This window comes from Sphingobium sp. PAMC28499 (genome assembly GCF_004795815.1).
GTDB lineage: Bacteria > Pseudomonadota > Alphaproteobacteria > Sphingomonadales > Sphingomonadaceae > Sphingobium > Sphingobium yanoikuyae.
Map to the genome: position 1 here is coordinate 3479165 of NZ_CP039248.1, position 21785 is coordinate 3500949.

Below are 21785 nucleotides of genomic sequence, written 5' to 3' on the forward strand. Positions count from 1 at the left end.
CAGCTTCGACGTCAAGGCACAGAGGAAAGTCAAAGTATCACCTCGCCACCCGAAAGGCATCGACGCTCCCGCCTGCTCAATCACTCCCCCAAACTTAGAAACATCACTTTATCAAGTTGATCGACAGCATGCGCGCATTCGCCATATGCTCCTCCTTCGCGCACCACGGTGGTGCCACTCCGCATCATTAAATGCCAAGCGAAGTGAGGCATCTACCACAACAGTTCAACGTTCGACGGCAGGGTCAAATTAACCAAGACCTACTAAACTATCCGAAATCCTTCTTGTAGGTCGCCGAATAGCGTTCGCGCATATGCCCTTCCACCGTGATCGGGGCATATTGGGGCGCTCCGCCGGCGGGCAGGCAGGATGGGATGCACGCGATCCGATGTTCGGGGTTGCCGGAAAAGAAGAAGGGCACCGAATAGCGTTCCCGGCCGGACCGGTTGATGACGCGGTGGATGGTGGAGCGATAGCGGCCGTTGGTCCAGCGCGCCATCATGTCGCCCAGGTTGATGATGAAGGATCCGTCCAGCGGCCGGGCCGCCAGCCAGCGCGCGCCGTCATGGTCCCACACTTCCAGCCCGCCGACCCCGTCCTGCATCAGCACCGTGATGGCGCCGAAATCGGTATGCGCGCCGCAGCCCTTTTCATCGGGATGCGGATTGGCTTCCTGCGCGGGATAATGGAGCAGCCGCAGCGTCGCGATGGGTGAGGTCTGGAAATCCGCGAAATAGTCCGCATCCAGCCCCAGCGACAGCGCCAGCCCTTCCAGCAGCACCGCTATCAGGCTGCGCATCGCCGCATAATATTCCTCCATCGTGGCGCGGAAGTCGGGCAGGTCTTCGGGCCAGACATTGGGGCCGGTGTTGAAGAATTTCTGCGCCCGTTCATCGTCCGCCGCCACTTCCGCGCCGATATAATAGCCTTCCTTGAGGTCGGGCGGCGAATCCGGTTCCAGCGTCTGGCCGCGCAGCGGCTCATAGCCGCGATTGGCCTTCGAAAGCGCCATCGCCCGTTCCATCTTGCGGTCCATCGGCTGGGCAAAGAAGGCCGCGCTCTGCGCGAAGACCCGCGCCAGCAGCGCCGGGTCGATGCCATGGCCGACGCAATAGAAGAAGCCCTTGTCCAAACAGGCGGTGCGGATCGCCTGTACCACGGCGGCGCGGGCGCCTTCGTCCGAACCGGGCAGGCTGGAAATATCGACCGTCGGCAGGGTCAGCGCATCGCCCCGTTCAATCGTATCCCCTGTTGCTGTCAGCGTCATTTCATATCCTCGCTCGGCCTCTATATCGGCGCCCATTCTTCCTGTCTGCCCGCTCGAAAAAAAGCATCGATTATAGCCCACCCCGATGCCGAAAAGAGGACGTTGACCGAATCGGGATTATGGCCCAGGAGCGGCTATGTCCAACCGCGCCCACCGTTTCCATGCCCCCATGATCGTCTATTTCGACGCCATCCGCCGGGCGGGTTCGGTGCGGGAGGCGGCACGGCGGCTGAACGTCGCATCCTCCGCCGTGAACCGGCAATTGCTGAAGCTGGAGGAGGAACTGGGCACGCCGCTGTTCGACCGGTTGCCCGGCGGGCTGAAGCTGACCCATGCCGGGGCGACATTCGCCCGCCATGCGATAGAGGTGTTGCAGGACGCCGAACGGGTGCGGTCGGAGCTGGAGGCGATGCAGGGCCTGCGGTCGGGCCATGTCGAGATCGCGGCGGTGGAGGCGCTGACGTCGGGCCTGCTGCCCGATGTGCTGGCGCAACTGCGCGAACGCCACCCCCGCATCACCGTGGGCGTCAGCGTGCTGGGATCGGCCGCCATTTCCGCCGCGGTCATCGGCGGCGACGCGGACATGGGCATCGCCTTCGGTGTCGAGCGGACGTCCGACCTGCGCCAGCTGTCCCACAGCCGCCATCCGCTGGGCGCGACGATGCGGCCCGACCATCCGCTGGCGCGCAGCAGCAGCCTGACGCTGGCGACCTGCCTGTCCCATTCGCTGATCCTGCCCAAGGCGGATCTGTCCATCCGCCAGCAATTGCAGCGCGCGCTTGGCAAGCTGCCCCAGGGCGCGGTAGAGACCAGCTCGGTCGAACTGGCCAAGCAGCTGACGATGCGCGGGCTGGGCATTTCCTTTCAGACGCGGATCGGCATAGAGGATGAGATCGAGCGGGGCGAACTGGTCCATATTCCCATCGCCGGGCCCACCTATCTTCAGGCCGACCTGGGCATCTATGTCCGGTCCGCGCGCAATCCCGCCATTGCGGTCCATGCGCTGGTAGAGTTGCTGAACGCAGCGCTCGCCCGTTGCGCGAACGCCGCGAGCGAGGCCGAACCGGCCGCACCCCCATCATCCACCTGAAGGCCCATCATGACGCAGACGCAAGATATCCAGTTTTCCGAAATGTCCTATGACCAGTTTCTGGCCGATGTCGAAACCATCGCCAGCGCGGTCGAACAGGATCCGTGGGTGCCCGACTATATCGTCGGCATCGGCCGGGGCGGGCTGGTCCCCGCGACATTCCTGTCGCACCGCATGGGCATTGCCATGCTGTCCATCGACCATAGTTCGAAGGTGCATGCCTTTTCGGATTCGCTGCTGGTGCATCTGGCCGCCTGCACCCAGCTGGGCGAAAAATATCTGTTCGTCGACGATATCAACGACAGCGGCAAGACCATTGCCAGATTCCGGTCGCTGCTGATCGACAATGGCGGGTTGGCCGCCAATGTGCGTTTTGCCGTGCTGATCAACAATGTCAGTTCGCGCGAGACGGTGGACCATGCGTCGCGCAATATCGACCGGCAGGTCGACAAGCGATGGTTCATCTTCCCCTGGGGGTCGGTGGCGACCCGCGCCATGCAGGAACAGGATGCGCGCGAGGATCCAGAGCGGCTGAGCCTGTAGGGCGGGCCGTGCGCGATTGGGCGGCTATGCGCCGGCCAGTGTCCCCTGCGCGGTGTCGGATGCGGCATAGCGGCGGGCCAGCACGGCGCAGACCATCAGCTGGATCTGGTGGAAGAACATCAGCGGCAGGATGATCGCGCCCACCTGCGACGCGGAAAACAGCACGCCAGCCATCGGCACGCCCGACGCCAGGCTCTTTTTCGAGCCGCAAAACTGCAGCACGATACTGTCTTCCCGATTGAAGCCCAGCCATTTGCCCAGCGCATGGCTGAGCAGCAGCACGACCGACAGCAACAGCACGGAAAGCCCCGCAATCCGGGCAAGATCGTCCGGCGTGACGCGGTTCCACAGCCCCTCCACCACCGCCGCGCTGAAGGCGGTATAGACCACCAGCAGGATCGATCCGCGATCCACCATGGTCAGCAGCTTCTTTTGCCGGGCGATCCAGGCGCCGATCCACGGCCGCAGGAAATGGCCCGCCAGAAAGGGCAGCAGCAACTGGACCGCGATGGTCACGACCGCGTCGCCGGAAAAGCCGCCCTGCCGCCCGGTGATGAGGAAGGCGACCAGCAGCGGGGTGATGAAAATGCCCGCCAGGTTGGAAAAGGAGGCGCTGCACACCGCCGCCGCGACATTGCCCCGCGCCATGGCGGTGAAGGCGATGGACGATTGCACGGTGGAGGGCAGCAGGGTGAGGAACAGCATACCCGTGCCCAGCGCGGGATCGATGCCGGGGATCGCCCGGACGGCCAGGCCCAGCAGCGGGAACACCGCAAAGGTCATCAGCGCCACCGTCAGGTGCAGCCGCCAGTGGCGCGCGCCGTCGATCACCGCCTGCCGCGACAGGCGCGCGCCATGCATGAAGAAGAGGATGACGATGCCGATGTCGGCGCAGCCCCCCGCGACCGTCGCCGCCATCCCGCGCACCGGCAGGAAGGACGCCAGCAGCACCATGCCGACCAGCAGCAGGATATAGCTGTCGATGTTCAGCCGTGCCAGCAGCGCCTTCACGAGGCGCTGCCTTCGATGGAGACATGGGCGGACACGATCTTCCACCCGTCGGGGAAGCGGATCCAGGTCTGGCTCTGGCGGCCGCGCCGGTCGGACCCTTCGCGGAAAAATTCGATATTGGCGGTGGCGGCGTCGGGGCCGAAGGCAGCGACCGCGATCCGGCCGACGCGGCGCTGGGGGGAACCGCCGCGCCCTTTGCGAAAGTCGCGAATTTCTTCCATGCCGTACAGCACCTCGCCCACGCCATAGCGCACGGTGGTCGGCGCGTCGTGGAACAGCGCGTCCATCTCTGCCAGATCGTCCGCCATCAGCGCGCGTTCATAGCGTTCCAGCTGCGCCGTCACTTCGGCCACAACCCCTGCATCGTTCACGGTCATCGTCCTTCCCCTTTTGCCGCTATCAGGCCCCTGCCCTCCAGCATGGTCGCATAATCGATCAGGGCGCTGTCGCGACCCTTCGCCGCGATCAGCTGCACCCCCATGGGCAGCCCCGCCACCGGCAGGGGTGCGGCCACCACGGGCAGGCCCAGAAAGCTGATCGGCTGGGTGTAGAGGCCCAGATTGGCGCGGGCCGGTTGCGGCGCGCCATCGATGGGGATGGTGGGATCGTCGATGCGCGGCGCCGGGCCGAAGGTGGCCGGCGCGATCAGCACGTCATGGTCGGCCAGCGCGCGCTCCACATGGGCGGCAAAGACGCTGCGAAAGGCCATGGCCTGCGCATATATGGCATCCGGCAGCGCCGCTCCCGCGATCAGCCGGTCGCGGGTCGCTGGATCGTAGGACAGCGGATCGGCCGCCAGCGCGTCGCGATGCAGCCGCCCGCCCTCATAGGCGGTGAGCAGAAAGGCGGCCGATCGCGCCCTCGCCACATCGGGCAGGTCGACCACCGGCAGCCCGCCCAGCCCGGCGGAAAGGCGGTCCAGCGCCGCCGCCATGTCCGGCGCCAGATTGGCCGCGAACCAGCCGCCCAGCAAAGCGGGCCGGCCGAGCGGCGCGGCTTCGCCCGCGCCGCCGCGCAGCACCGCGTCGACCAGCGCCAGATCGCCGGCGCTGCGCGTGAAGGCGCCGATATCGTCCAGCGTGTGGACAAAGGGATAGGTCCCCGCCAGCGGCAGCGAGCCATGGGTCGGCTTCGTCCCGTAAATGCCGCAAAGGCTGGCCGGAATGCGGATCGATCCATTGGTGTCGGACCCAAGGGCAAAGGGCAGCATGCCCGCCGCCACCGCCGCCGCCGACCCTCCCGACGATCCACCCGCGAACCGCGCCGGATCGTGCGGGTTGCGGGTGATGCCCCAATGCGCATTGTCGGTGACGAAGCCATAGGCGAACTCGTCCATGTTGAGCGTCGCCACCAGCACCGCGCCCGCCGCGCGCAGTCGCGCGATCGCTTCGGCGTCGGCGGTCGCGGGCGGCGCATCCTTCAGCCGTGCGGCGCCCGCCGTGGTCGGCAGGCCGGCGACGTCGAACAGGTCCTTGACGCCATAGGGCACGCCGGCGAGCGGGCCGGGATCCTGCCCGGCGGCCAGTTGCGCATCGACCGCTGCCGCCTGCGCCAGCGCCCGGTCGCGCAGGGTGCGCGTCACCGCGACGATCGCCGGGTTGCGGGCGGCGATGCGGTCCAGCGCCGCCGTCGCCAGCGCCACCGCCGACAGCCGCCCGGACCGGACCGCATCGGCGCAAGCGACGACGCCCCATGTCGACAGGTCGGTCATGCCTGTCCCCCGCGCAGCAGGTCGGCATGGCGTTGCAACAGGCGGGCATTGGCCGCCACGCCCGCCACGCAGGCATCAGGCAGGTCCATGCCGATCCGCGCTGCGATTTCGGCGGCCAGATCCGCGTCGGCCGTTTGCGTGAAGAGGGGGACGAAGAGGGGGGTGTCAGCTTCCATGGGCCTTCAGCTTCCGCGATAGGTGGAATAGGAAAAGGGCGAGGCGAGCAGCGGGACATGATAATGGCCCCCTTCGCCCATGCCGAAATCGATGGGCACGATGTCAAGGAAGGGCGGCTGCGGCAGGTCGACGCCCAGCCAGCGGAAATAATCCGCCACCGCAAAGGTCAGCCGGTAGTTTCCGGCCGCCAGTTCCAGATCGCGCAGCGCCGGGCAGCGGCCGTCCGCATCGGTCAGCCCTGCGAACAGCAGCCGGTCGCCCGACAGCAGGCGGATCGCCATGCCAGCGGCGGGGCGGCCGTGCATGGTGTCGAGGACATGGGTGGACAGGCTCATGCCGCGGCCTCCGTCGGCGTGGCGCGGGGCGTGGGCAGCTGCGCGGAAAATTCAGGTTCGGCATAGGCGAAATAATCGGCCAGTATCGCCCCCTGATCGTCCAGAAACAGCTGGTCCGCGACCCCCTGCACCAGCCGGGGCAGCGCATGTTTCAGTCCCGAAATCGCCGATGCCGACAGACCGAAATTGATGAGGCCCGAATAGTTGAAGGCGAACAGCCCGTGCAGCGCGTCTTCATCCTGCGGCGTGCGCGGCAGCAGCTGGAACCCCGTGCCCAGATAGGGGTGCGCATCCAGCACCGCGTCGCGATCCTGCGGTGCGAAGCGGTCCGACCAGCGGGCGATGCCCGCCGCGACCGGGCGCAGTTCGGGGCGCAGCGCGGGATCGGTGGCAAGGCCGGTGGACAGGATCAGGAAATCGAAGCGCTGCCGCCCCTGCGGCGTGATGACATCCACCCCGTCGCCTGCTTCCGCCACATCCAGCCAGGGCGATCCCAGATGCAGATGGAAGCCCGGATGGCTGGCCGCACGCGCGAATGTGTCGTTGGTGGGCGGCTGGTTGCGTTCGAAAAAATTCTTCATCATCCGATATTTGGCCTCATCCGCCAAAGCGGGGAAGCGCGGGATGACGCCGTTCGCCTCCAGAAAACGGATCGGGTTAACGGTGGGCAATTGCTGGCGGCGGACAAAGACATGCACCTCCCCCGCGCCCAGCGACAGCGCATGTTGCGCATTGTCGAAGGCCGACGCGCCGCCGCCCAATATCGCGATCCGCCTGCCCGCCAGCGCATCGAAATCGATGGCCTGAGAGGTGTGGGCATAAAGATGGCCGGGCAGCTTCGTCACCATGGCGGGCATCTGCCACTGGCCGCCGCCCTGTATGCCGGTGGCCATGACGACCTTGCGCGCCAGCAGCGTTTCGCCATCGGCCAGCGACAGGCGGAACAGGCCGCGCCGCACCGGTTCCACCAGCGTGACCCGGCTGTCGTTGCGCACCGGCAGGCGCAGCACGCGGCGATACCAGCGCAGATAGTCCATCCAGTCGCGCCGGGGGATCTTGTCAATGGCGGCCCAGCCCTGCGGCCCGTGCATCGCCTCCCAATAAGCGCGGAAGGTGAGCGCGGGGATGCCATAGTCGATGGCGGTCAGATGCTTGGGCGTGCGCAGCGTCATCATCCGCGCATAGCTGTCCCACGGCCCTTCCTGCCCCGCCGGATTTTCGTCGAGCACAAGGATGTTGGAAATCCGTTCGCGCAGCAGGCCGAAGGCCGCGCCCAGCCCGCTCTGCCCGCCGCCGACGATCACCACGTCGTGGATGTGCTGGTCATCTGGCGCATCGGTGCGGGTCCAGTCCGCCCCGCCAAAGCCGAGACAGTCCAGATCATGCGCCAGCCGGGCCTCATGCTGTGCCAATGTCATGCCAGATCCTCCAGACGCAGGGCCACGATCCTGCCGATTTCGGCAAGGGCGGTGGCGATTTCGCTTTGTTCGTCATGGGCCAGCCGCTGTCCCATGGCCGCCAATATGCCCGCCTTGTTCGTCAGCCGGACGCAGATGATGAAGGGAAAACCGAAACGCGCGCCATAGCGGGCGTTCAGGTCGTGAAAGGCGCGATATTCCTCGGGCGACAGCCGGTCCAGCCCGGCCGATGCCTGTTCGGCGGCAGATGCATCGGTCAGCGACCCGTCGATGGCGGCCTTCCCCGCCAGTTCGGGATGGGCGCGAATCAGCGCCAGTTGTTCGTCCCGGGTGGCGTCGTGCACCGTCTGCATCAGCCCGGCATGCAGATCGTCGAAGGGCAGGCGTTCGGCGGCGCGCTCCACCACCCAAGGGGAATGTTCGAACAATGCGCCATAGCGGGCGATGAAATCGGCTTTTTCTTCAGTCATGGGGGTGCAGCTCCAGCCAGTGGCGGGCAATGTCGATGCGGCGGGCGACCCAGGCATCGTCATGGGCCAGGACATGATCCAGGAAACGGGCAAGCGCATGGGCGCGGGCGGGCCGTCCGGCGATGCGGCCATGCAGACCAACCGACATCATCCGCCCGCCTTCCGCCCGCAGCTGGTCGAACGTGTCGCGCAGATAGCGGAAGAACTGGTCCCCCTCCGTAAAGCCGTTCAGCGCCACCATCTTCATATCGTTGGCGTCCAGCGCATAGGGCACGATCAGCTGCGCCCGGCCGAAACGCCGGTCATAATAGGGCAGGTCGTCGGCGTAGGAATCCGCGTCGTAAAGAAACCCTCCCTCCTGCGCGACCAGCCGGGCGGTGTTGGGCGAGGTGCGGCCCTGATACCAGCCGAGCGGCCTTTGCCCGGTCAGGCGGGTGTGGACCTCTATGGCGCGGGCGATATGTTCCGCCTCCCGATCCGCCAGCATATGCTGATAATCGATCCAGCGATAGCCGTGGCTGGCCACTTCCCAGTCCGCCTTCAGCATCGCGTCGACGGCGGCGGGGTTGGCGGCCATCGCGGCGGCCACGCCAAAAACGGTGACGGGCAGGCCGCGATCCGTGAACAGCCGGTGCAGGCGCCAGAAACCGGCGCGGCTGCCATATTCATACAGGCTTTCCATCGCCATCGCCCGGTCGGCATGGCTGACCGCGCCGACCATGTCGGACAGAAAGGCTTCGGATCCCCGGTCGCCGTTCAGGACGCTGTTTTCCGCGCCTTCCTCATAATTGATGACGAACTGCACCGCGATCCGCGCGCCGCCGGGCCAGTGCGCGGCGGGCGGGGTCTGGCCATAGCCGATCAGGTCGCGCGCGCTCATCGTGCGTTCCATGCGCTGAGCGCGGCGTCGACCGCCTCGCCCGGGGGACAGCCATGCCCCTCCGCCCGCAGCACCGCCTCCAGCGCGCCCAATGTTATCAGTATCTTGTGCTTGCGCGCATTATATCCCATCGCGCCGAACCGCCACACCTTGCCCGCCAGCGGGCCGAAGGCGGTGCCGATCTCTATTTCGAAATCCTCGCGCATGCGGCGGCGCACCCGCTCTCCATCCACGCCTTCGGGAATATAGGCCGCGGTCACATTGGTCATGCGATAGCGGTCGTCGCCGAACAGCGTCAGCCCCAGCGCGCGCAGCCCGGTCGCCATGGCGCGGCCTGCCGCCGCATGGCGGGCATAGCGCTGCTCCAGCCCCTCTTCCAGCATGATACGGGCGCATTCGCGCGCGCCATAAAGCATGGTGGTCGCCTCTGTATGGTGGTTCAGGCGCTTTTCGGACCAATAGTCCATCACCATGCCCAGATCGAAATAGTTGGACCCGATGACGATGCCCCCGCCCTCATCCTCGCCCTCTTCCATGTCCCCGCTGCGCAGGCCCAGTTCGACGCGGCGGCGGCCGTAAATATGCGTCGCCGCGCGATCGGAAATGGTGATGGGGGCCGAACCGGACGATCCGCCCAGGCATTTCTGCAACCCGCCGGTGACGATATCCGCGCCCCAGCGGTCCGCCGCCAGTTCCATGCCGCCGATGGTCGCGGTGGCGTCAACATAGAGCAGCGCGCCCGCATCGCGGCACAGCGCGCCCAGCCCGTCCAGCGGCTGCGCCATGGTGGTGGATGTGTCGCCATGGATGGTCGCGACGACTTTGGGCCCGGTCCGGGCGATGGCGTCGCCGATCGCGTCCAGCGGCACGACTTCGCCCCAGGGCGCGTCCACCCGCTCCACCCGGGCGCCGACCCGCTTCAATATCTCCGTCAGCAGCAGGCCGAAACGGCCGAAGTTGACCACCAGCACCGTGTCGCCGGGGCTGACCATGCTGACCAGCGCCGCCTCTATGCCCGCGCGAGCCGTGCCGTTGACCAGAAAGGTCTGGCGGTTCTGCGTGCCGAAGATCGGGCGGTACAGCGCCATCACCTCATTCATATAGGCGGTCATTTCCGGGTCGAACTGGCCCAGCAGGTCGGCCGACATGGCGCGCAGCACGCGGGGATGGGCGTTGATCGGGCCGGGGCCCATCAGCAGGCGCTGGGGCGGGTCGATCTCTGCAAAGACATTAGGCACGGTGGATATCCTCCAGGGATTTGATGAAGCGCAGCATCGTGCGGGCGGCCAGATCGGCGTCTTCGGGCAGGACGCTTTCGGCCGGATTGTGGCTGATCCCCTCGCGGCAGCGGATGAACAGCATCGCCGTGGGGCAAAGCGCGGACAGGATCATCGCGTCATGCCCCGCCCCCGACACCAGCCGTCGCACCGGCAGCCCCTCCGCCGCCAGCGCGCCGTCCATCAGCGTCATCAGTTGCGGGTCGCAGGGGCTGGCGGGCAGGCTGTGCAGCGCGTCGACCGACAGGGTGACGCCGCGCACCGCCGCGATGTGCCCGAAACGCGCGACAATGACATCGGCCAGCGCGGCGCAATCGGCATCCCGCGCGGCGCGCACGTCCAGCGTGAACATGGCACTGCCCGGCACCACATTGGCCGCGCCCGGCCCGGCGGTGACGGTGCCCACCGTCGCCACCCGGTCGCCCCCGGCGGCCAGCGCCTCCTGCTCCGCCGTCAGGATCATCGCCGCCGCCGCCGCCAGCGCGTCGCGGCGCAGCGTCATGGCGGTGGTCCCGGCATGGCCCGCCCGGCCGCCGACCTTTATGCCAAAGCGCCGTTGCGCGGCGATGCCGGTGACGGTGCCCAGCGCCAGCCCGTCGGCCTCCAGCACCGGGCCCTGTTCGATATGCGCCTCCAGATAGGCGAAGGCGCCGGGGTGGCGCGCCTGCCGATAGGCGTCGAAATCGCGGGGCACCGCGGCGCCCACTGCCTCGCCATAGGCGGCCATCGCCTGAAACAGGGTGACGCCATCGGCATCTGCAGGTTCGGTCAGCTGCGCGTCCAGCGTGCCCGCCACCGCCCGGCTGGTCAGCATCGCCAGCGGAAAGCGCGACCCTTCCTCATCCCCGAAGGCGTAGATCTCGATGGGGAAGCGCAGCCTTTCGCCCGCATCGTGCAGCGCCGCCACGCATTCGATGCCCAGCATGATGCCCAGCGGCCCGTCATAGCGGCCCGCGTCGCGCACGCTGTCCAGATGGCTGCCCACGATCAGCGGCGGGCCGTCGCCTGTCCCCTCATAGCGGCCGATCAGATTGCCCGCCGCGTCGATCCGCACCGCCATGCCTGCCTGCGCCATCCAGCGCGCGACCAGTTGCTGCGACGCGGCATAGGCGGGCGTCAGATAGGCGCGATACAGCCCGTCAGCGCTGTCGCTATAGGGCGGCAGGCCCAGCCGGTCGCACCGTTCGACCGCGCGCGCGCCGCTTACCATGTCGCCACCGCGCCGTCGGACCGGGGGTCGGTCGCGCCCTCGATCAGGCCGTCGGCATGGCGCACGACCGCGCCGGCATGGCCCATGGTGGCGGTAAAGGGGGCCAGCATCTCCACATCATGGCCCGCCGCCGCCAGCGCTGCGACGGTGGCAGGGTCGAAGCGGCTTTCCAGCTTCAGCGTGGTGCTGCTTTCGCCCCAGGTCCGGCCCAGCAGCCAGCGCGGCATCGTCACCGCCTGCTGCAAGGGCACGTCGAACCAGGCATAGCGGCTGAAGATCGCGGCCTGCGTCTGCGGCTGCCCCTCCCCGCCCATGGTGCCATAGGCCATGACCCGCCCGTCATGGAAACGCGCCAGCGCCGGGTTCAGCGTATGGAAGGGCTTGCGTCCCGGCGCCAGCGCGTTCCAGCCTTGCTGCGCCAGACGGAAACTGGCGCCCCGGTTCTGCCAGGTGATGCCGGTCTGCGGCAGGACCAGCCCGGACCCGAATTCGAAATAGGTGGACTGGATGCAGCTGACCACCTGCCCACGCGCATCGGCCGCGCCGAACCAGCAGGTGTCGCCCAGCGCGCTGTCCTGCGGCCAGGGTAGCGCGCGCGCCGGGTCGATGCGCCCGGCCATCGCCGCCAGCGCATCCCGGTCGTCCAGGATCGACTGGGCGGGAACGGGCATATGGGCCGGGTCGCCGACATGGCTGTCGCGCACCAGAAAGGCCTGTTTCGTCGCCTCTATCAGGCCGTGGAGATGGGCGAACCCCTCCCCCTCCGTCACGCCCAGCCGGTCGAACAGGGCCAGAATCAGCAGCGACGCCAGCCCCTGCGTCGGCGGCGCCGTGTTGTACAGGTGCGCGCCCTTGACCGTCAGGGTCAGCGGCCGGGGTTCGATGGCGCGGTGCGCCTCCAGATCGGCAGCCGTGACCGGGCTGCCCAGCGCGACCAGATCCGCCGCGATCGACCGGGCCAGCTTGCCGGTATAGAAATCCTGCAGGCCATTGTCGGCCAGCATCTGCAGCGTGGCGGCCAGCGCGGGCTGGCACAGCCGTTCGCCCTGCTTCAGCGGGCGGCCGCCCGGCGCGAAAATATCGCCATAGGCGCCGCGCTGCGCAATCAGTTCGGCATGTTTGGCGGCCGCGATCTGCGCCCCGCCCTCTGTCACGGCGACGCCCTGCCGCGCCAGATCGATGGCGTCGCGCAGCAGCCGGTCCAGACTGAGCGTGCCGGCATCGCCCGCCAGCGCCTGTTTCCAGCCCGACACCGTGCCCGCAACTGTGTTCGCCGCCAGCGGGCCGCGCCACGGAATGTCCTTCAGCCCGGCATAGAGCGACAGGTCGGCGCGCGCGGCGGCGGCGCCGCAGGCGTCGATGGCATGGACATGGCCGTCGGGATCGTGGATCAGCCAGAAACCGTCGCCGCCGATACCGGTCATATGGGGATAGACCACCGCCAGCGTCGCGGCCATCGCCACGCATGCCTCGACCGCGGTGCCGCCATCCTTGAGCACGCTCAGGCCCGCCTGACTCGCCAGATGATGCGGCGCAGTGGCAAGGCCATTATAGCTGGATGGTGCGTGCATCATGTCATGGGCGTCCCTGTCAGGCTGATGGGAAAAAGTGTGACGGCGGCGGCCGATCTAAAAAAGAACTTATTTTAGGTCATGGCGATGCCAAAATGGGGACAGCAGATAATCCGGCCCCACAGGGAGAGAGGGCGCAAAAAAAGGGCGGGCGGCGATGCCTCGCCGTCCGCCCCCGCAGGTGCCATGGAACGTCTGTTTCAGCAGGTCAGGCCCAGCGCCCGCAACGCCTTGCGATAGGAAACGGAAGATCGGTCGGCCGCGAAATGGGCTTCCTCCTCCAGTTCCAGCGGCAGGTCCTCCGGGCATTGCGCCTCCACAATGGCCTGATCCTCCGCAAAGATCTGCGCGTTGAAGGCGTAGACATCCTCGACCGATCCGGTGCGGTCGAAATTGCGGACCAGCGGCACATAAAGCGTGGTTTCCCGCGCTGACACCGGGGTGGCGATGTTCATGATGCGCAGCACGCCGTCATGGGGGAAATCGACCGTCAGGAAGGCGATATAGGGCGGATAGACGTCGAAGGTCCGGCGCCAGATGAAGCCTTCGGGTTCCAGATGCTGCAACGGTTTGGGGAAGTTGCTGACATCGCTGATATAGATGCTGCGGAACCCATAGTCGGTCTGCCGGGTCTGGTAGAGCGGCACCACGCTGTTCTCGCGGTCGGCAAAGGCCTCATGATGGATCCAGGCGAAATGGGCGACGTCGATAAACCCTTCCACCTGCCGTCCGGGGGCGGCCTGTATCGACACTGGCGGGCAGACGATGGCCTGAAAATCGGACGCGCCGAATTCGGGGAAGTCGGGAATGTCGGCCAGCGCATTGTCCGGATCCAGACAGGTCCACACCAGCCCATAGCGTTCGACCATGGGCAAGGTGGTGGCGCGGAACCGGTCCGACGGCACGACATTGGGCTGGGCCGGGATCTTGACGCAGCGCCCGTCCGCAGCAAAGCGCAGGCCGTGATAGGGGCAGACCAGATTGTCGTCCTCCACCCAGCCCATGCTGAGCGGCACGCCGCGATGGGGGCACAGGTCGCGCGCGACGCTGATGCCCGATGTGGTGCGATAGACGACCAGCTTCACGTCCAGCAGCTTTGACTGGACCGGCGCGGTGCCGACATCGTCGACGCGGGCGACGGGAAACCAGTAGCGGGACAATATTTCCCAGTCCCCGTCGGCATAGGTGCAGTTGCGCGGCCGGGTGACGCGGGGGGGCCGGGTCGCGGCCGGCGGCGGCACATCGTCCCGTTCCTGCAGCAGCGATGGCGCCTGCGTCATGCGGGAACTCCCAGATAGTTGATGCGGAAGGCATTGCCGTCAGGATCGCGCAGCACCGACTGATACCAGCCATAATAGGTTTCGAACGGTTCCTTCACCACCTGTGCGCCCAGCACGGCGGCCTGCCGCGTCAGCCGCTGCACCTCTTCGGGCGAATCCACGTTGAAGGTCTGGAACACGCGGTCGCCCGGTTCCGTCTGGGGCGCCATGCCCAGCAGTTCATAAGCGCCCGTGCCGCTGAAGCCCAGCGACGTGCCGCCGGCGGCAAAGCCCCGGAAGATCGGCGAGCGGCTTTCGCGATATTCCTCCAACCCGAACAGGCTGCTGTAGAAATCGGCCAGCCGGTCGATGTCGGCGGTGAAGATGTTGGTATAAGCAAGAACAGCCATTGTTCGATCCTTCACGCCGCGAGGCCATAGGTCTTGCGGTACATTTCGGCGATATGATCCCCCACCGTGGTGTCGGGATAGGTGGGCGGCCCGTCTTCGGGCAGGCAGGTCGGCGCGCAGCTGACCTTGTAGAAATAATTGGGGTCGAAAAAGGTCGGCACCGAAAAGCGATCCCGGCCGCTATGGTTGTTGAGCACCCGGTGCATGTTGGCATGGTACAGGCCGTTGGTCAGCACGCGGACCATTTCGCCCAGGTTGATGACGAAGGTGCCCGGGATCGGCGGCGCAGCGATCCATTCGCCCGCCGCATTTTCCACCTCCAGCCCGCCGACATCGTCCTGCAGCAAAATGGTAATCATGCCCCAGTCGATATGCGCGCCCGCGCCGATCTGGTTATAGGCGGCGTCGGTCGGCTGCGGGCCGTATTTCAGCAGCCGGCTGTTGAACAGCGGCTCCTGCAGCCCGTCGACGAAATAATCCTCCGGCAGGTCGATGGACAGGGCGATCAGGCTCATCAGATGGCGGCCGACGCGGAACATCTCTGCCACATAGGCTTCATAGCGGGCGCGAAAGCCATCGGGCTTTTCCGGCCACAGATTGGCGCCGCAATTGGGCACGCCATCACGCACATAGGGATGGTCGTCGTCCAGATCGACGCCGATCAGAAAGCCTTCCTTGAGGTCCGGCGGTGATCCGTCGTCCAGCGTCTGAAGGCCCGGCGCCTCGTAACCGCGGGTGCAGGTCGAATATCTGGTGTCGACCTTTGCCTTTTCCTCCAGCGGCAGGGCAAAGAAGCGGCGCGCCAGGTCGAGCTGGCCGTCCATCATCGCCTGCGGCACGCCATGGTTGGCGATGTAGAAGAAGCCGGTGTCCCGCGCGGTCTTGTGGATTTCCCACGCAACCGCCTTCTTGGCCTCCAGGTCGCCGGACAGGCTGGGCCCCAGGTCGATCAGGGGGATCGCCTCTGCAGGCTTGGGGGGCGTGTAGACGATCATGTCAGGCGGCCTCCGCTTCCTTGAACTTGGGCGTGTTGTTCATCTGGTCCATCTTCATTTCCAGATGCTCCAGCGACGTGGTGCGCGCATATTTCGGCGCCTTGTCGATGGCGCAGGTCGGGATGCATTCGATGACCGCGTCGTAATTGGGCTGGTGGAAGAAGACGAGCGACTGGCGGCGGCTGCCCACCCCCTTGTCGCGCGGCGGATTGACGACGCGGTGCATGGTCGACACCCATTCGTCATTGGTCCATTGCGCCATCAGGTCGCCCAGGTTGATGATGAACGCGCCCGGCACGATGGGCACCGCTTCCCAGCGGCCGTCGGCGGTCAGCACTTCCAGTCCGCCGGGCTTGTCCTCCGTCTTCAGGATGGTCAGGCCGCCATAATCGGTGTGCGCACCGGCGCGCAGCTGGCCATCCTCCAGCGCTTCGGGCTGGTCGGGATAGTTGCTGATGACCATGTTGGTGATGTGCCGGTCGATCTTGTCCGCGAACCAGTCGGGCGACAGGTTCAGCGCGCGGGCGCACAGTTCCATCAGCAGCGCGGCCAGCTTTTCCATCTCATGATAATAAGTGACGATGGCAGGCTGGAAGGCGGGCACGTCGGCATCGGGCCAGATATTGGGATGGAAGATCCGGCGCGCGGTCGGCGTGGTGAAATAGGGGTCGCTTTCGTCCAGGTCGAAACGGCCGATATTATAATATTCGCGATGGTCGGGCTTGGCATCTTCCTCGCCGATGGTGCTGGCAAGGTTGCCGGTCTCTATCCCGAAATAGCCGCGATAGACGGCCGGGTCGGGCGAGCGATATTTGCCCTTTTCCGGGCCCGACAGGTCGAACAGCGCCCGGCTGGCGGTGGCGGCGGCCTCGATCGCTTCGGCCGGGACACCATGGCCCGACACCACCAGAAAACCGATGCTGCGCGCAGCGGCGCCAACCTGTTCGGCCACGGCCTGTCGGTCCGCTTCGCTGCCCGTGCGCGCGGGGGTCAGGTCGATGATGGGAACCACGCTACCGTCAAACTTCATTTCAGCCTCCTGCGTGGCCGGCATGGGGCGCCGGCATGCGATTGTTGTGGATGTCGGATTCCCCGGCGATGGCGCTGTTCGTTGCGCGCCCGGTGCCAAGGAAGATGTTGAGCAGGATCGCCGTGACAATGCCCAGCAGCACGCCGCTATGGGTGAAGGGCGCCAGCGCAGCCGGGGCCGCGGCAAAGAAACGGTCGGAAAAAGTGGGGATCAGGCCCATGCCCAGGCTGATCGCGACGACCAGCAGATCCTCCCGCGATCGGTCCAGCCCCGCCGCCGCGAGCGAACGGATGCCCGACGCCGCGACCATGCCGAACAGCACCAGCGCGGCCCCGCCCAGCACGCTGGGCGGCACGGCGGCGACCAGCGCGGACAGCCGGGGGAACAGCGCCAGCACCAGCATCATCGCGCCCGCGCCGATGCAGACGAAGCGGCTGCGCACCCCTGTCATGTTCACCAGCGCGATATTCTGGGCATAGGATGTATAGGGAAAGCTGTTGAAAACGCCGCCGATGACCGCGCCCAGGCAATCGGCGCGCAGCCCGCGCGACAGGTCGCGCGTCGTCACCGGACGGTCGACCATGTCGCCCATCATCGTCAGCATGCCGCTGGATTCCACCAGCGTGATCAGCAGCACCACCACCATCGATGCGATGGCCGCCGGGTCGAACAGGGGCAGGCCGAAATGGAAGGGCGTGACCAGTTGCAGCGGGGGTGCGGCGACGGCGCCGGAAAAATCCACCAGCCCCATGGCTGCCGCGACGGCATAGCCCGCCGCCATGCCCATCAGGATCGCGCAATTGGCCAGAAAGCCGGTGCCCAGCCGCGTCACCAGCAGGATCACCGCAATGGTGCCGCCCGCCAGCAGCAGATGGACAGGCGCGCCATAGTCGGCGGCGCCCTGTCCGCCGGCGGCCCAGTCCACCGCCACGCCCATCAGCGACAGGCCGATCAGCAGCATGGCGGTGCCGGTGACGGTGGGGGTCAGCACCCGCCGCAGCCGTCCGACCAGCGGCACCAGCGGCAGGACGATCAGCCCGGCGGCGATGGCCGCGCCATAGACGCCCGGCAGGCCCAGTCCCGGCTGGCTGGCAATGGCGATGGCGGGCATCACGCCGACAAAGGTCACGCCCATGATGATGGGCAGGCGAATGCCCACGCCGCCCCGGCCCAGTCCAAGACATTGCAGCAGCGTGACCAGCCCGCAGGCGAACAGGTCGGCGCTGACCAGATAGGCGGTGTCCTGCGCCGACAGGTGCAGCGCGGAAGCGACCAGCAGGGGCACGGTGATCGCCCCTGCATACATGGTCAGCACATGCTGGAAGGCCAGGGCCCCCAGCGCCCCCGCCGGCGGGACATGGTCCACCGGATGGGGCATGACGCGATCAGAAGTCATATTTCACCGATGCGATGACCTGACGCGGCGGGATGTACATGTCGCTGGTCGTGAAGCTGCCAAAGGGGTTGGAATAGCGCGAGGCGATCCCGTTCTTGTCGAAGATGTTCGACACGGTGACGCCCAGCGTCCAGCCGCTGTCCTGCGGGGTGAAGGCGAAATTGGCGTTCACCTGCGTATAGCCGGGCACCACGTCGCGGGCGCCGTCATTGAAGATGCGATACTGGAACTTGCCGCGATAGATGAGTTCCGCATGCGATTTGAGCGTGCCCAGCGAACCGATGTCCAGCGTGTGGGTCGCGCCGACCGCGCCCTGCCATTTGGGCAGTTTGGGCGGCACATTGCCGTTGGTGTTGCGGGTCTGCTGGGCCCGCAGCGCGATGGTATAGGCATCGAAGGGGCCATAACCCAGCGCGGCGGCGGCCAGCGTGGCGGCATGGGCGCGGGACGGGTCCAGCGTGATATAATCGCCCACCAGTTCGCCATCGAGATAGGTGACATTGCCGTCCAGCTTGAGCTTCCCGGTCAGTTCGACCGTGGCCTCCGCCTCTGCACCCCAGATCCGCGTCTTGGGCACGTTCGACACGCCGCCCTGATAGGGGATCGGATCCTCCATCTGATATTGCAGATTTTTATAGTCATAGAAGAAGGCTGCGGTGTTCAGCGTCACCCGGCCGTCGGCAAAGCGGTTCTTCGCGCCGATCTCATAGGACCAGACATATTCCGGCTGATAGGTCAGCGGCACCAGCAACGGCGTGCTGTTGTTGCTGACGCCGCCGGGCTTATACCCGCGCGAAATGCTGGCATAGACCATGTTGCGCGGGGTCAGTTCGAAATCGACCTCGCCCTTGCCGGTCAGCGCATTTTCACTGGTTTTCGCATGCACGGTCGGCGCGAAAATATCGAACAGCGTGCTGTTGCTGCTGTTGAAATCGTCATGGGCGTAGCGCAGGCCCAGCGTCGCGCTGACCGTGTCGGCCAGCTTGTACTTGGCCTGGGCGAAACCGGCATAGCTATAACGTTTCTGCCGGCTGTTGAGCGCATAATCGAGATTATAGGGATAGTTGGCGAAGGTCAGCGGCAGGGTCAGATTATAGACCGGGTTCGCGTCCGTGCCGCGATATTCCAATATGTCCTGGCCCAGTTTCTGATAGAGGAAATAGGCGCCGACAATGTAGCTGAGCGGCCCTTCCCCGTTCGAGGTCAGGTTGAATTCCTGGCTGAAGGCGTCGACGCTGTTGTTCCAATAGGGCTGGGCGTCATAGGTGCCGGTCTGGGCATAGGTGGACCGGTCGACGTCGATCTGGTTGTGGTTGCGCGTCGTCTGGTAGGAACTGAGCGACTTGAGCGTCGCAAAGCCCATGTCATATTGCAGGTCGGCATAGGTCAGGAAGAAGTCGAGCTTGTATTTGTTCGCATAATCCTGGGAAATGCGGCGCGGATCGGTGTCGATATCGTCGACATTCTTCTGCGCGGCGCCATGTTCGTCGGCATTGAAATATTGCGCCGTCAACTGGGCGGAAAATGTGTCGGTCGGCGTCCACAGCAGCGATATCTTGGCGGAAATACGGTCGGCATCGTCCAGCCCGTAGCGGCCATAGGCCGGGCTGAGCCCGGTCTGGCGCGCGAAGCCCTTGTGATAATAGCGCTGCACGGTGCCGCGCACGGCCAGCGTGTCGCTGATCGGGACGTTCAGCGTCGCGGTGCCGCGCACCAGATCGTAATTGCCCAGTTCCAGCTGGGTCGATCCGCTGAGCGCCTGGGTGTCCGGCCTGGCGGTGATGGCGTTGATGATGCCGCCGGTCGCGCTCTGGCCGAAGACGGTGCCCTGCGGGCCGCGCAACACCTCTACCCGCTGAAGGTCCAGGAAATCCTGTTGCAGCGCATAGGGGCTGACGACATAGACGCCATCGATGTGGAAGGAGGTGCCGGGCTGCGCGCTCAGATTGTCGGACGCTTCATAGCCCACGCCACGGATCGACACGACCCGCACGAAGCTGCCGCTGTTGGCGATGGTCAGTCCCGGCACAAAGCCGTTCATGTCGATCAACTGGGTGATGTTGGACTGGGCCAGCGTATCGGCCGAAATCGCCGTGATCGCCAGCGGCGCGCGCTGAAGCGTGGTCTGCTGCTTTTCGCCGGTGACGATGATCTCACCCTCGGCATAGGCGCTATCCTCTGCCGCGCCCCCGGCGACGGGTGCCTCTGCTGCATGGGCGGAGACCCCTGCGCCCAACAGGGCGGATATCATGGTGCTGGCCAGAAACGTCGATTTCGACCGCAGATTCAACATTCACATACCCCCTTTTCGACAGGACGACCGGCTGATCGCTCTTTGATTCGCCCTCTCGATTTTGCTGTTGCACAAAATCTGCCATTGAAACCTGTGCTGATCCATCGCAGAATATCGCAAGCACTGTTCGCATAATGAGAACAGTTCAGACGGAGACTTCCTCATGCTTCTCAGCCGGGCCGCCCTGTATTTCGACGAAGTCGCCCGGCGGGGCGGGCTGCGCCGCGCGGCCGACGTGCTGCACATCGCCCCGTCGGCGGTCGACCGCCAGATCATCCAGTTGGAGGAGGAAATGGGCACCCAGCTGTTCGAACGCACCCCCACCGGCATGCGCATGACGGCGGCGGGGGAATTGCTGATCGACGGGGTGCGCCGCTGGCGCCGCGATCTGCAACGCATCCGGTCGGAAATCGACAATCTGGTCGGGCTGCGCAGGGGCAGCGTCGTCATCGGGCTGGTCGAGGGCGCGACGGAATTCATCGCCGGGGCGGTCGCGTCCTTCCAGCAACGCTATCCCGCCATCCAGTTCCGCATGGAGGTGTTTGGCGCGCAGGGGGTGATCGATCAGGTGATGGCAGGCGACATCGATGTCGGCGTGACCTTCAACCCGCCCAATAATCCGGTGATCCGGCTTGACCGGACGATGATCTATCGACTGGGGCTGGTGGTGCATCCCGACCATCCGCTGGCCGGGCGCAAGGAAATATCGCTGGCCGAATGCGCCAGCCATCCGCTGATCGTGCCCAGCGAGACATTGTCGCTGCGCCGCGTGTTCGACATCGCCTGGGGGCGCCATGTCGGCGGCCCGCCCCGCGCCGTGGCGGAAGTCAGCAGCATCGGGCTGATCAAGTCGCTGGCAATCCGCGGCGCGGGGGTGGGGTTGCTGACCGCCTTCGACGCGATCAGCGAGATTCAGGCGGGCAGCCTGATCTTCGTCCCGTTGTCCGACGAACGGATCGACCTGTCCACGCTTTCTATCGTCAGCGCGTCGGGACGGACGCTATCAGTTCCTGCTTCCCTGCTGATTCAGCATCTGGCACAGATAATGGACCAGCAAGGTGTCCCTGTAATCTAGGGTCAGAACCCATTGCTGGAATTAGATTTAGTTGATTCAGGCTCCGTGAGGAGACTGGATCTGAGCGATTGAACGCTCTTGGGAAAATACGGCTCAAGCCGCGCCATCTGCTCGTCCGTCAGCCAATACAGGTCCCTCAAATCCAATCTCCTCGCGGAGCATGAATCAGATCGAGCCGGTTATATCAATGGGTCCTGACCCTAGATCCGCCGATCTGGACCGCAACCTGGGACATGGTGGTTGCAGCATAGCCATTTTCCAGAAAAATCTTCCTCGCATTTTGCAAGATCGCCCGCCGTCGTGCGATTTTCTTCTCTTCGCGGCTGCCCACTAATTTCCTCTTCCTCACCAGAGCCGGTGCTTAGCC

Annotated in this window: 21 protein-coding genes; 3 read left to right on the forward strand and 18 right to left on the reverse strand. The window is 65.8% G+C overall.

The annotated features are described in order from the left end of the window. Nucleotides 1-268: 268 nt before the first annotated feature. Nucleotides 269-1267 carry a 2-oxoglutarate and iron-dependent oxygenase domain-containing protein gene (locus E5554_RS16610; protein WP_048938654.1) on the reverse strand — a complete coding sequence of 333 codons (999 nt, stop codon included), beginning with the start codon at nt 1265-1267 and terminating at the stop codon, nt 269-271. Nucleotides 1268-1403: 136 nt separating this feature from the next. Here E5554_RS16610 and E5554_RS16615 point away from each other — a divergent pair, with 136 nt between their 5' ends. Further along, nucleotides 1404-2357: a LysR family transcriptional regulator gene (locus E5554_RS16615; protein ID WP_017502979.1), complete on the forward strand. Its 954-nt coding sequence runs from the start codon at nt 1404-1406 to the stop codon at nt 2355-2357. 9 nt (nt 2358-2366) lie between these two features. Continuing rightward, nucleotides 2367-2900: a phosphoribosyltransferase family protein gene (locus E5554_RS16620; protein WP_017502978.1), complete on the forward strand. Its 534-nt coding sequence runs from the start codon at nt 2367-2369 to the stop codon at nt 2898-2900. Between the two features lie 24 nt (nt 2901-2924). Here E5554_RS16620 and E5554_RS16625 read toward each other — a convergent pair whose 3' ends face one another. From E5554_RS16625 to E5554_RS16705, 17 genes are all read right to left on the reverse strand, one after another. Further along, nucleotides 2925-3911 (reverse strand): bile acid:sodium symporter family protein, encoded by a 987-nt coding sequence (locus tag E5554_RS16625; RefSeq protein ID WP_017502977.1) that lies wholly within the window; start codon nt 3909-3911, stop codon nt 2925-2927. Then, nucleotides 3908-4288, reverse strand: coding sequence for an oxalurate catabolism protein HpxZ (gene hpxZ / locus E5554_RS16630; protein WP_048938630.1), 381 nt, complete (start codon nt 4286-4288; stop codon nt 3908-3910). Before hpxZ ends, E5554_RS16625 begins: the two co-directional genes overlap by 4 nt. Then, nucleotides 4285-5622: an AtzE family amidohydrolase gene (locus tag E5554_RS16635; RefSeq protein ID WP_017502785.1), complete on the reverse strand. Its 1338-nt coding sequence runs from the start codon at nt 5620-5622 to the stop codon at nt 4285-4287. Before E5554_RS16635 ends, hpxZ begins: the two co-directional genes overlap by 4 nt. Next, nucleotides 5619-5798 (reverse strand): DUF4089 domain-containing protein, encoded by a 180-nt coding sequence (locus E5554_RS16640; RefSeq protein ID WP_017502786.1) that lies wholly within the window; start codon nt 5796-5798, stop codon nt 5619-5621. The genes E5554_RS16635 and E5554_RS16640 overlap by 4 nt, the downstream gene beginning before the upstream one ends. Before the next feature lie 6 nt (nt 5799-5804). Further along, nucleotides 5805-6134 carry a hydroxyisourate hydrolase gene (gene uraH / locus E5554_RS16645; RefSeq protein WP_017502787.1) on the reverse strand — a complete coding sequence of 110 codons (330 nt, stop codon included), beginning with the start codon at nt 6132-6134 and terminating at the stop codon, nt 5805-5807. After that, nucleotides 6131-7552 carry an NAD(P)/FAD-dependent oxidoreductase gene (locus E5554_RS16650; protein ID WP_017502788.1) on the reverse strand — a complete coding sequence of 474 codons (1422 nt, stop codon included), beginning with the start codon at nt 7550-7552 and terminating at the stop codon, nt 6131-6133. Before E5554_RS16650 ends, uraH begins: the two co-directional genes overlap by 4 nt. After that, on the reverse strand, nt 7549-8022 hold the full coding sequence (uraD, locus tag E5554_RS16655) for a 2-oxo-4-hydroxy-4-carboxy-5-ureidoimidazoline decarboxylase (RefSeq protein WP_017502789.1): 474 nt from the start codon (nt 8020-8022) through the stop codon (nt 7549-7551). The genes E5554_RS16650 and uraD overlap by 4 nt, the downstream gene beginning before the upstream one ends. Next, nucleotides 8015-8902: an allantoinase PuuE gene (gene puuE, locus E5554_RS16660; protein ID WP_038293028.1), complete on the reverse strand. Its 888-nt coding sequence runs from the start codon at nt 8900-8902 to the stop codon at nt 8015-8017. The genes uraD and puuE overlap by 8 nt, the downstream gene beginning before the upstream one ends. Beyond that, nucleotides 8899-10095, reverse strand: coding sequence for an alanine--glyoxylate aminotransferase family protein (locus E5554_RS16665; protein WP_080993657.1), 1197 nt, complete (start codon nt 10093-10095; stop codon nt 8899-8901). The genes puuE and E5554_RS16665 overlap by 4 nt, the downstream gene beginning before the upstream one ends. A 37-nt stretch (nt 10096-10132) precedes the next feature. Continuing rightward, nucleotides 10133-11389, reverse strand: a complete 1257-nt coding sequence (locus tag E5554_RS16670; protein ID WP_017502792.1) for an allantoate amidohydrolase — start codon at nt 11387-11389, stop codon at nt 10133-10135. Further along, nucleotides 11383-12963, reverse strand: a complete 1581-nt coding sequence (locus E5554_RS16675) for a gamma-glutamyltransferase family protein (protein WP_017502793.1) — start codon at nt 12961-12963, stop codon at nt 11383-11385. Before E5554_RS16675 ends, E5554_RS16670 begins: the two co-directional genes overlap by 7 nt. A gap of 197 nt (nt 12964-13160) precedes the next feature. Beyond that, nucleotides 13161-14240, reverse strand: a complete 1080-nt coding sequence (locus E5554_RS16680; protein WP_017502794.1) for a Rieske 2Fe-2S domain-containing protein — start codon at nt 14238-14240, stop codon at nt 13161-13163. Next, complete coding sequence (locus E5554_RS16685) at nt 14237-14629, reverse strand: VOC family protein (RefSeq protein WP_017502795.1); 393 nt, start codon at nt 14627-14629, stop codon at nt 14237-14239. The genes E5554_RS16680 and E5554_RS16685 overlap by 4 nt, the downstream gene beginning before the upstream one ends. 11 nt (nt 14630-14640) lie before the next feature. Next, a complete protein-coding gene (locus E5554_RS16690) occupies nt 14641-15624 on the reverse strand; it encodes a 2-oxoglutarate and iron-dependent oxygenase domain-containing protein (protein WP_017502796.1) in 984 nt (327 codons plus the stop codon). 1 nt (nt 15625) lies between these two features. Then, the gene (locus tag E5554_RS16695) at nt 15626-16654 is read right to left on the reverse strand and encodes a 2-oxoglutarate and iron-dependent oxygenase domain-containing protein (RefSeq protein WP_026109529.1); all 1029 of its coding nucleotides are present in this window, start codon (nt 16652-16654) and stop codon (nt 15626-15628) included. Between the two features lies 1 nt (nt 16655). Next, nucleotides 16656-18050 carry a nucleobase:cation symporter-2 family protein gene (locus tag E5554_RS16700; RefSeq protein WP_107917611.1) on the reverse strand — a complete coding sequence of 465 codons (1395 nt, stop codon included), beginning with the start codon at nt 18048-18050 and terminating at the stop codon, nt 16656-16658. Then, complete coding sequence (locus tag E5554_RS16705; protein ID WP_136187476.1) at nt 18040-20343, reverse strand: TonB-dependent receptor; 2304 nt, start codon at nt 20341-20343, stop codon at nt 18040-18042. Before E5554_RS16705 ends, E5554_RS16700 begins: the two co-directional genes overlap by 11 nt. Before the next feature lie 163 nt (nt 20344-20506). Here E5554_RS16705 and E5554_RS16710 point away from each other — a divergent pair, with 163 nt between their 5' ends. Beyond that, a complete protein-coding gene (locus E5554_RS16710; RefSeq protein ID WP_048938628.1) occupies nt 20507-21418 on the forward strand; it encodes a LysR family transcriptional regulator in 912 nt (303 codons plus the stop codon). Nucleotides 21419-21785 lie beyond the last annotated feature (367 nt).

Coding starts and splice junctions, on each gene's coding strand:
- E5554_RS16610 (WP_048938654.1), bottom strand. CDS start 1,267: ATGACGCTGACAGCAACAGGGGATACGATTGAACGGGGCGATGCGCTG.
- E5554_RS16615 (WP_017502979.1), top strand. CDS start 1,404: ATGTCCAACCGCGCCCACCGTTTCCATGCCCCCATGATCGTCTATTTC.
- E5554_RS16620 (WP_017502978.1), top strand. CDS start 2,367: ATGACGCAGACGCAAGATATCCAGTTTTCCGAAATGTCCTATGACCAG.
- hpxZ (WP_048938630.1), bottom strand. CDS start 4,288: ATGACCGTGAACGATGCAGGGGTTGTGGCCGAAGTGACGGCGCAGCTG.
- E5554_RS16635 (WP_017502785.1), bottom strand. CDS start 5,622: ATGACCGACCTGTCGACATGGGGCGTCGTCGCTTGCGCCGATGCGGTC.
- E5554_RS16640 (WP_017502786.1), bottom strand. CDS start 5,798: ATGGAAGCTGACACCCCCCTCTTCGTCCCCCTCTTCACGCAAACGGCC.
- uraH (WP_017502787.1), bottom strand. CDS start 6,134: ATGAGCCTGTCCACCCATGTCCTCGACACCATGCACGGCCGCCCCGCC.
- E5554_RS16650 (WP_017502788.1), bottom strand. CDS start 7,552: ATGACATTGGCACAGCATGAGGCCCGGCTGGCGCATGATCTGGACTGT.
- uraD (WP_017502789.1), bottom strand. CDS start 8,022: ATGACTGAAGAAAAAGCCGATTTCATCGCCCGCTATGGCGCATTGTTC.
- puuE (WP_038293028.1), bottom strand. CDS start 8,902: ATGAGCGCGCGCGACCTGATCGGCTATGGCCAGACCCCGCCCGCCGCG.
- E5554_RS16665 (WP_080993657.1), bottom strand. CDS start 10,095: ATGGGCCCCGGCCCGATCAACGCCCATCCCCGCGTGCTGCGCGCCATG.
- E5554_RS16670 (WP_017502792.1), bottom strand. CDS start 11,389: ATGGTAAGCGGCGCGCGCGCGGTCGAACGGTGCGACCGGCTGGGCCTG.
- E5554_RS16675 (WP_017502793.1), bottom strand. CDS start 12,963: ATGATGCACGCACCATCCAGCTATAATGGCCTTGCCACTGCGCCGCAT.
- E5554_RS16680 (WP_017502794.1), bottom strand. CDS start 14,240: ATGACGCAGGCGCCATCGCTGCTGCAGGAACGGGACGATGTGCCGCCG.
- E5554_RS16685 (WP_017502795.1), bottom strand. CDS start 14,629: ATGGCTGTTCTTGCTTATACCAACATCTTCACCGCCGACATCGACCGG.
- E5554_RS16690 (WP_017502796.1), bottom strand. CDS start 15,624: ATGATCGTCTACACGCCCCCCAAGCCTGCAGAGGCGATCCCCCTGATC.
- E5554_RS16695 (WP_026109529.1), bottom strand. CDS start 16,654: ATGAAGTTTGACGGTAGCGTGGTTCCCATCATCGACCTGACCCCCGCG.
- E5554_RS16700 (WP_107917611.1), bottom strand. CDS start 18,050: ATGACTTCTGATCGCGTCATGCCCCATCCGGTGGACCATGTCCCGCCG.
- E5554_RS16705 (WP_136187476.1), bottom strand. CDS start 20,343: ATGTTGAATCTGCGGTCGAAATCGACGTTTCTGGCCAGCACCATGATA.
- E5554_RS16710 (WP_048938628.1), top strand. CDS start 20,507: ATGCTTCTCAGCCGGGCCGCCCTGTATTTCGACGAAGTCGCCCGGCGG.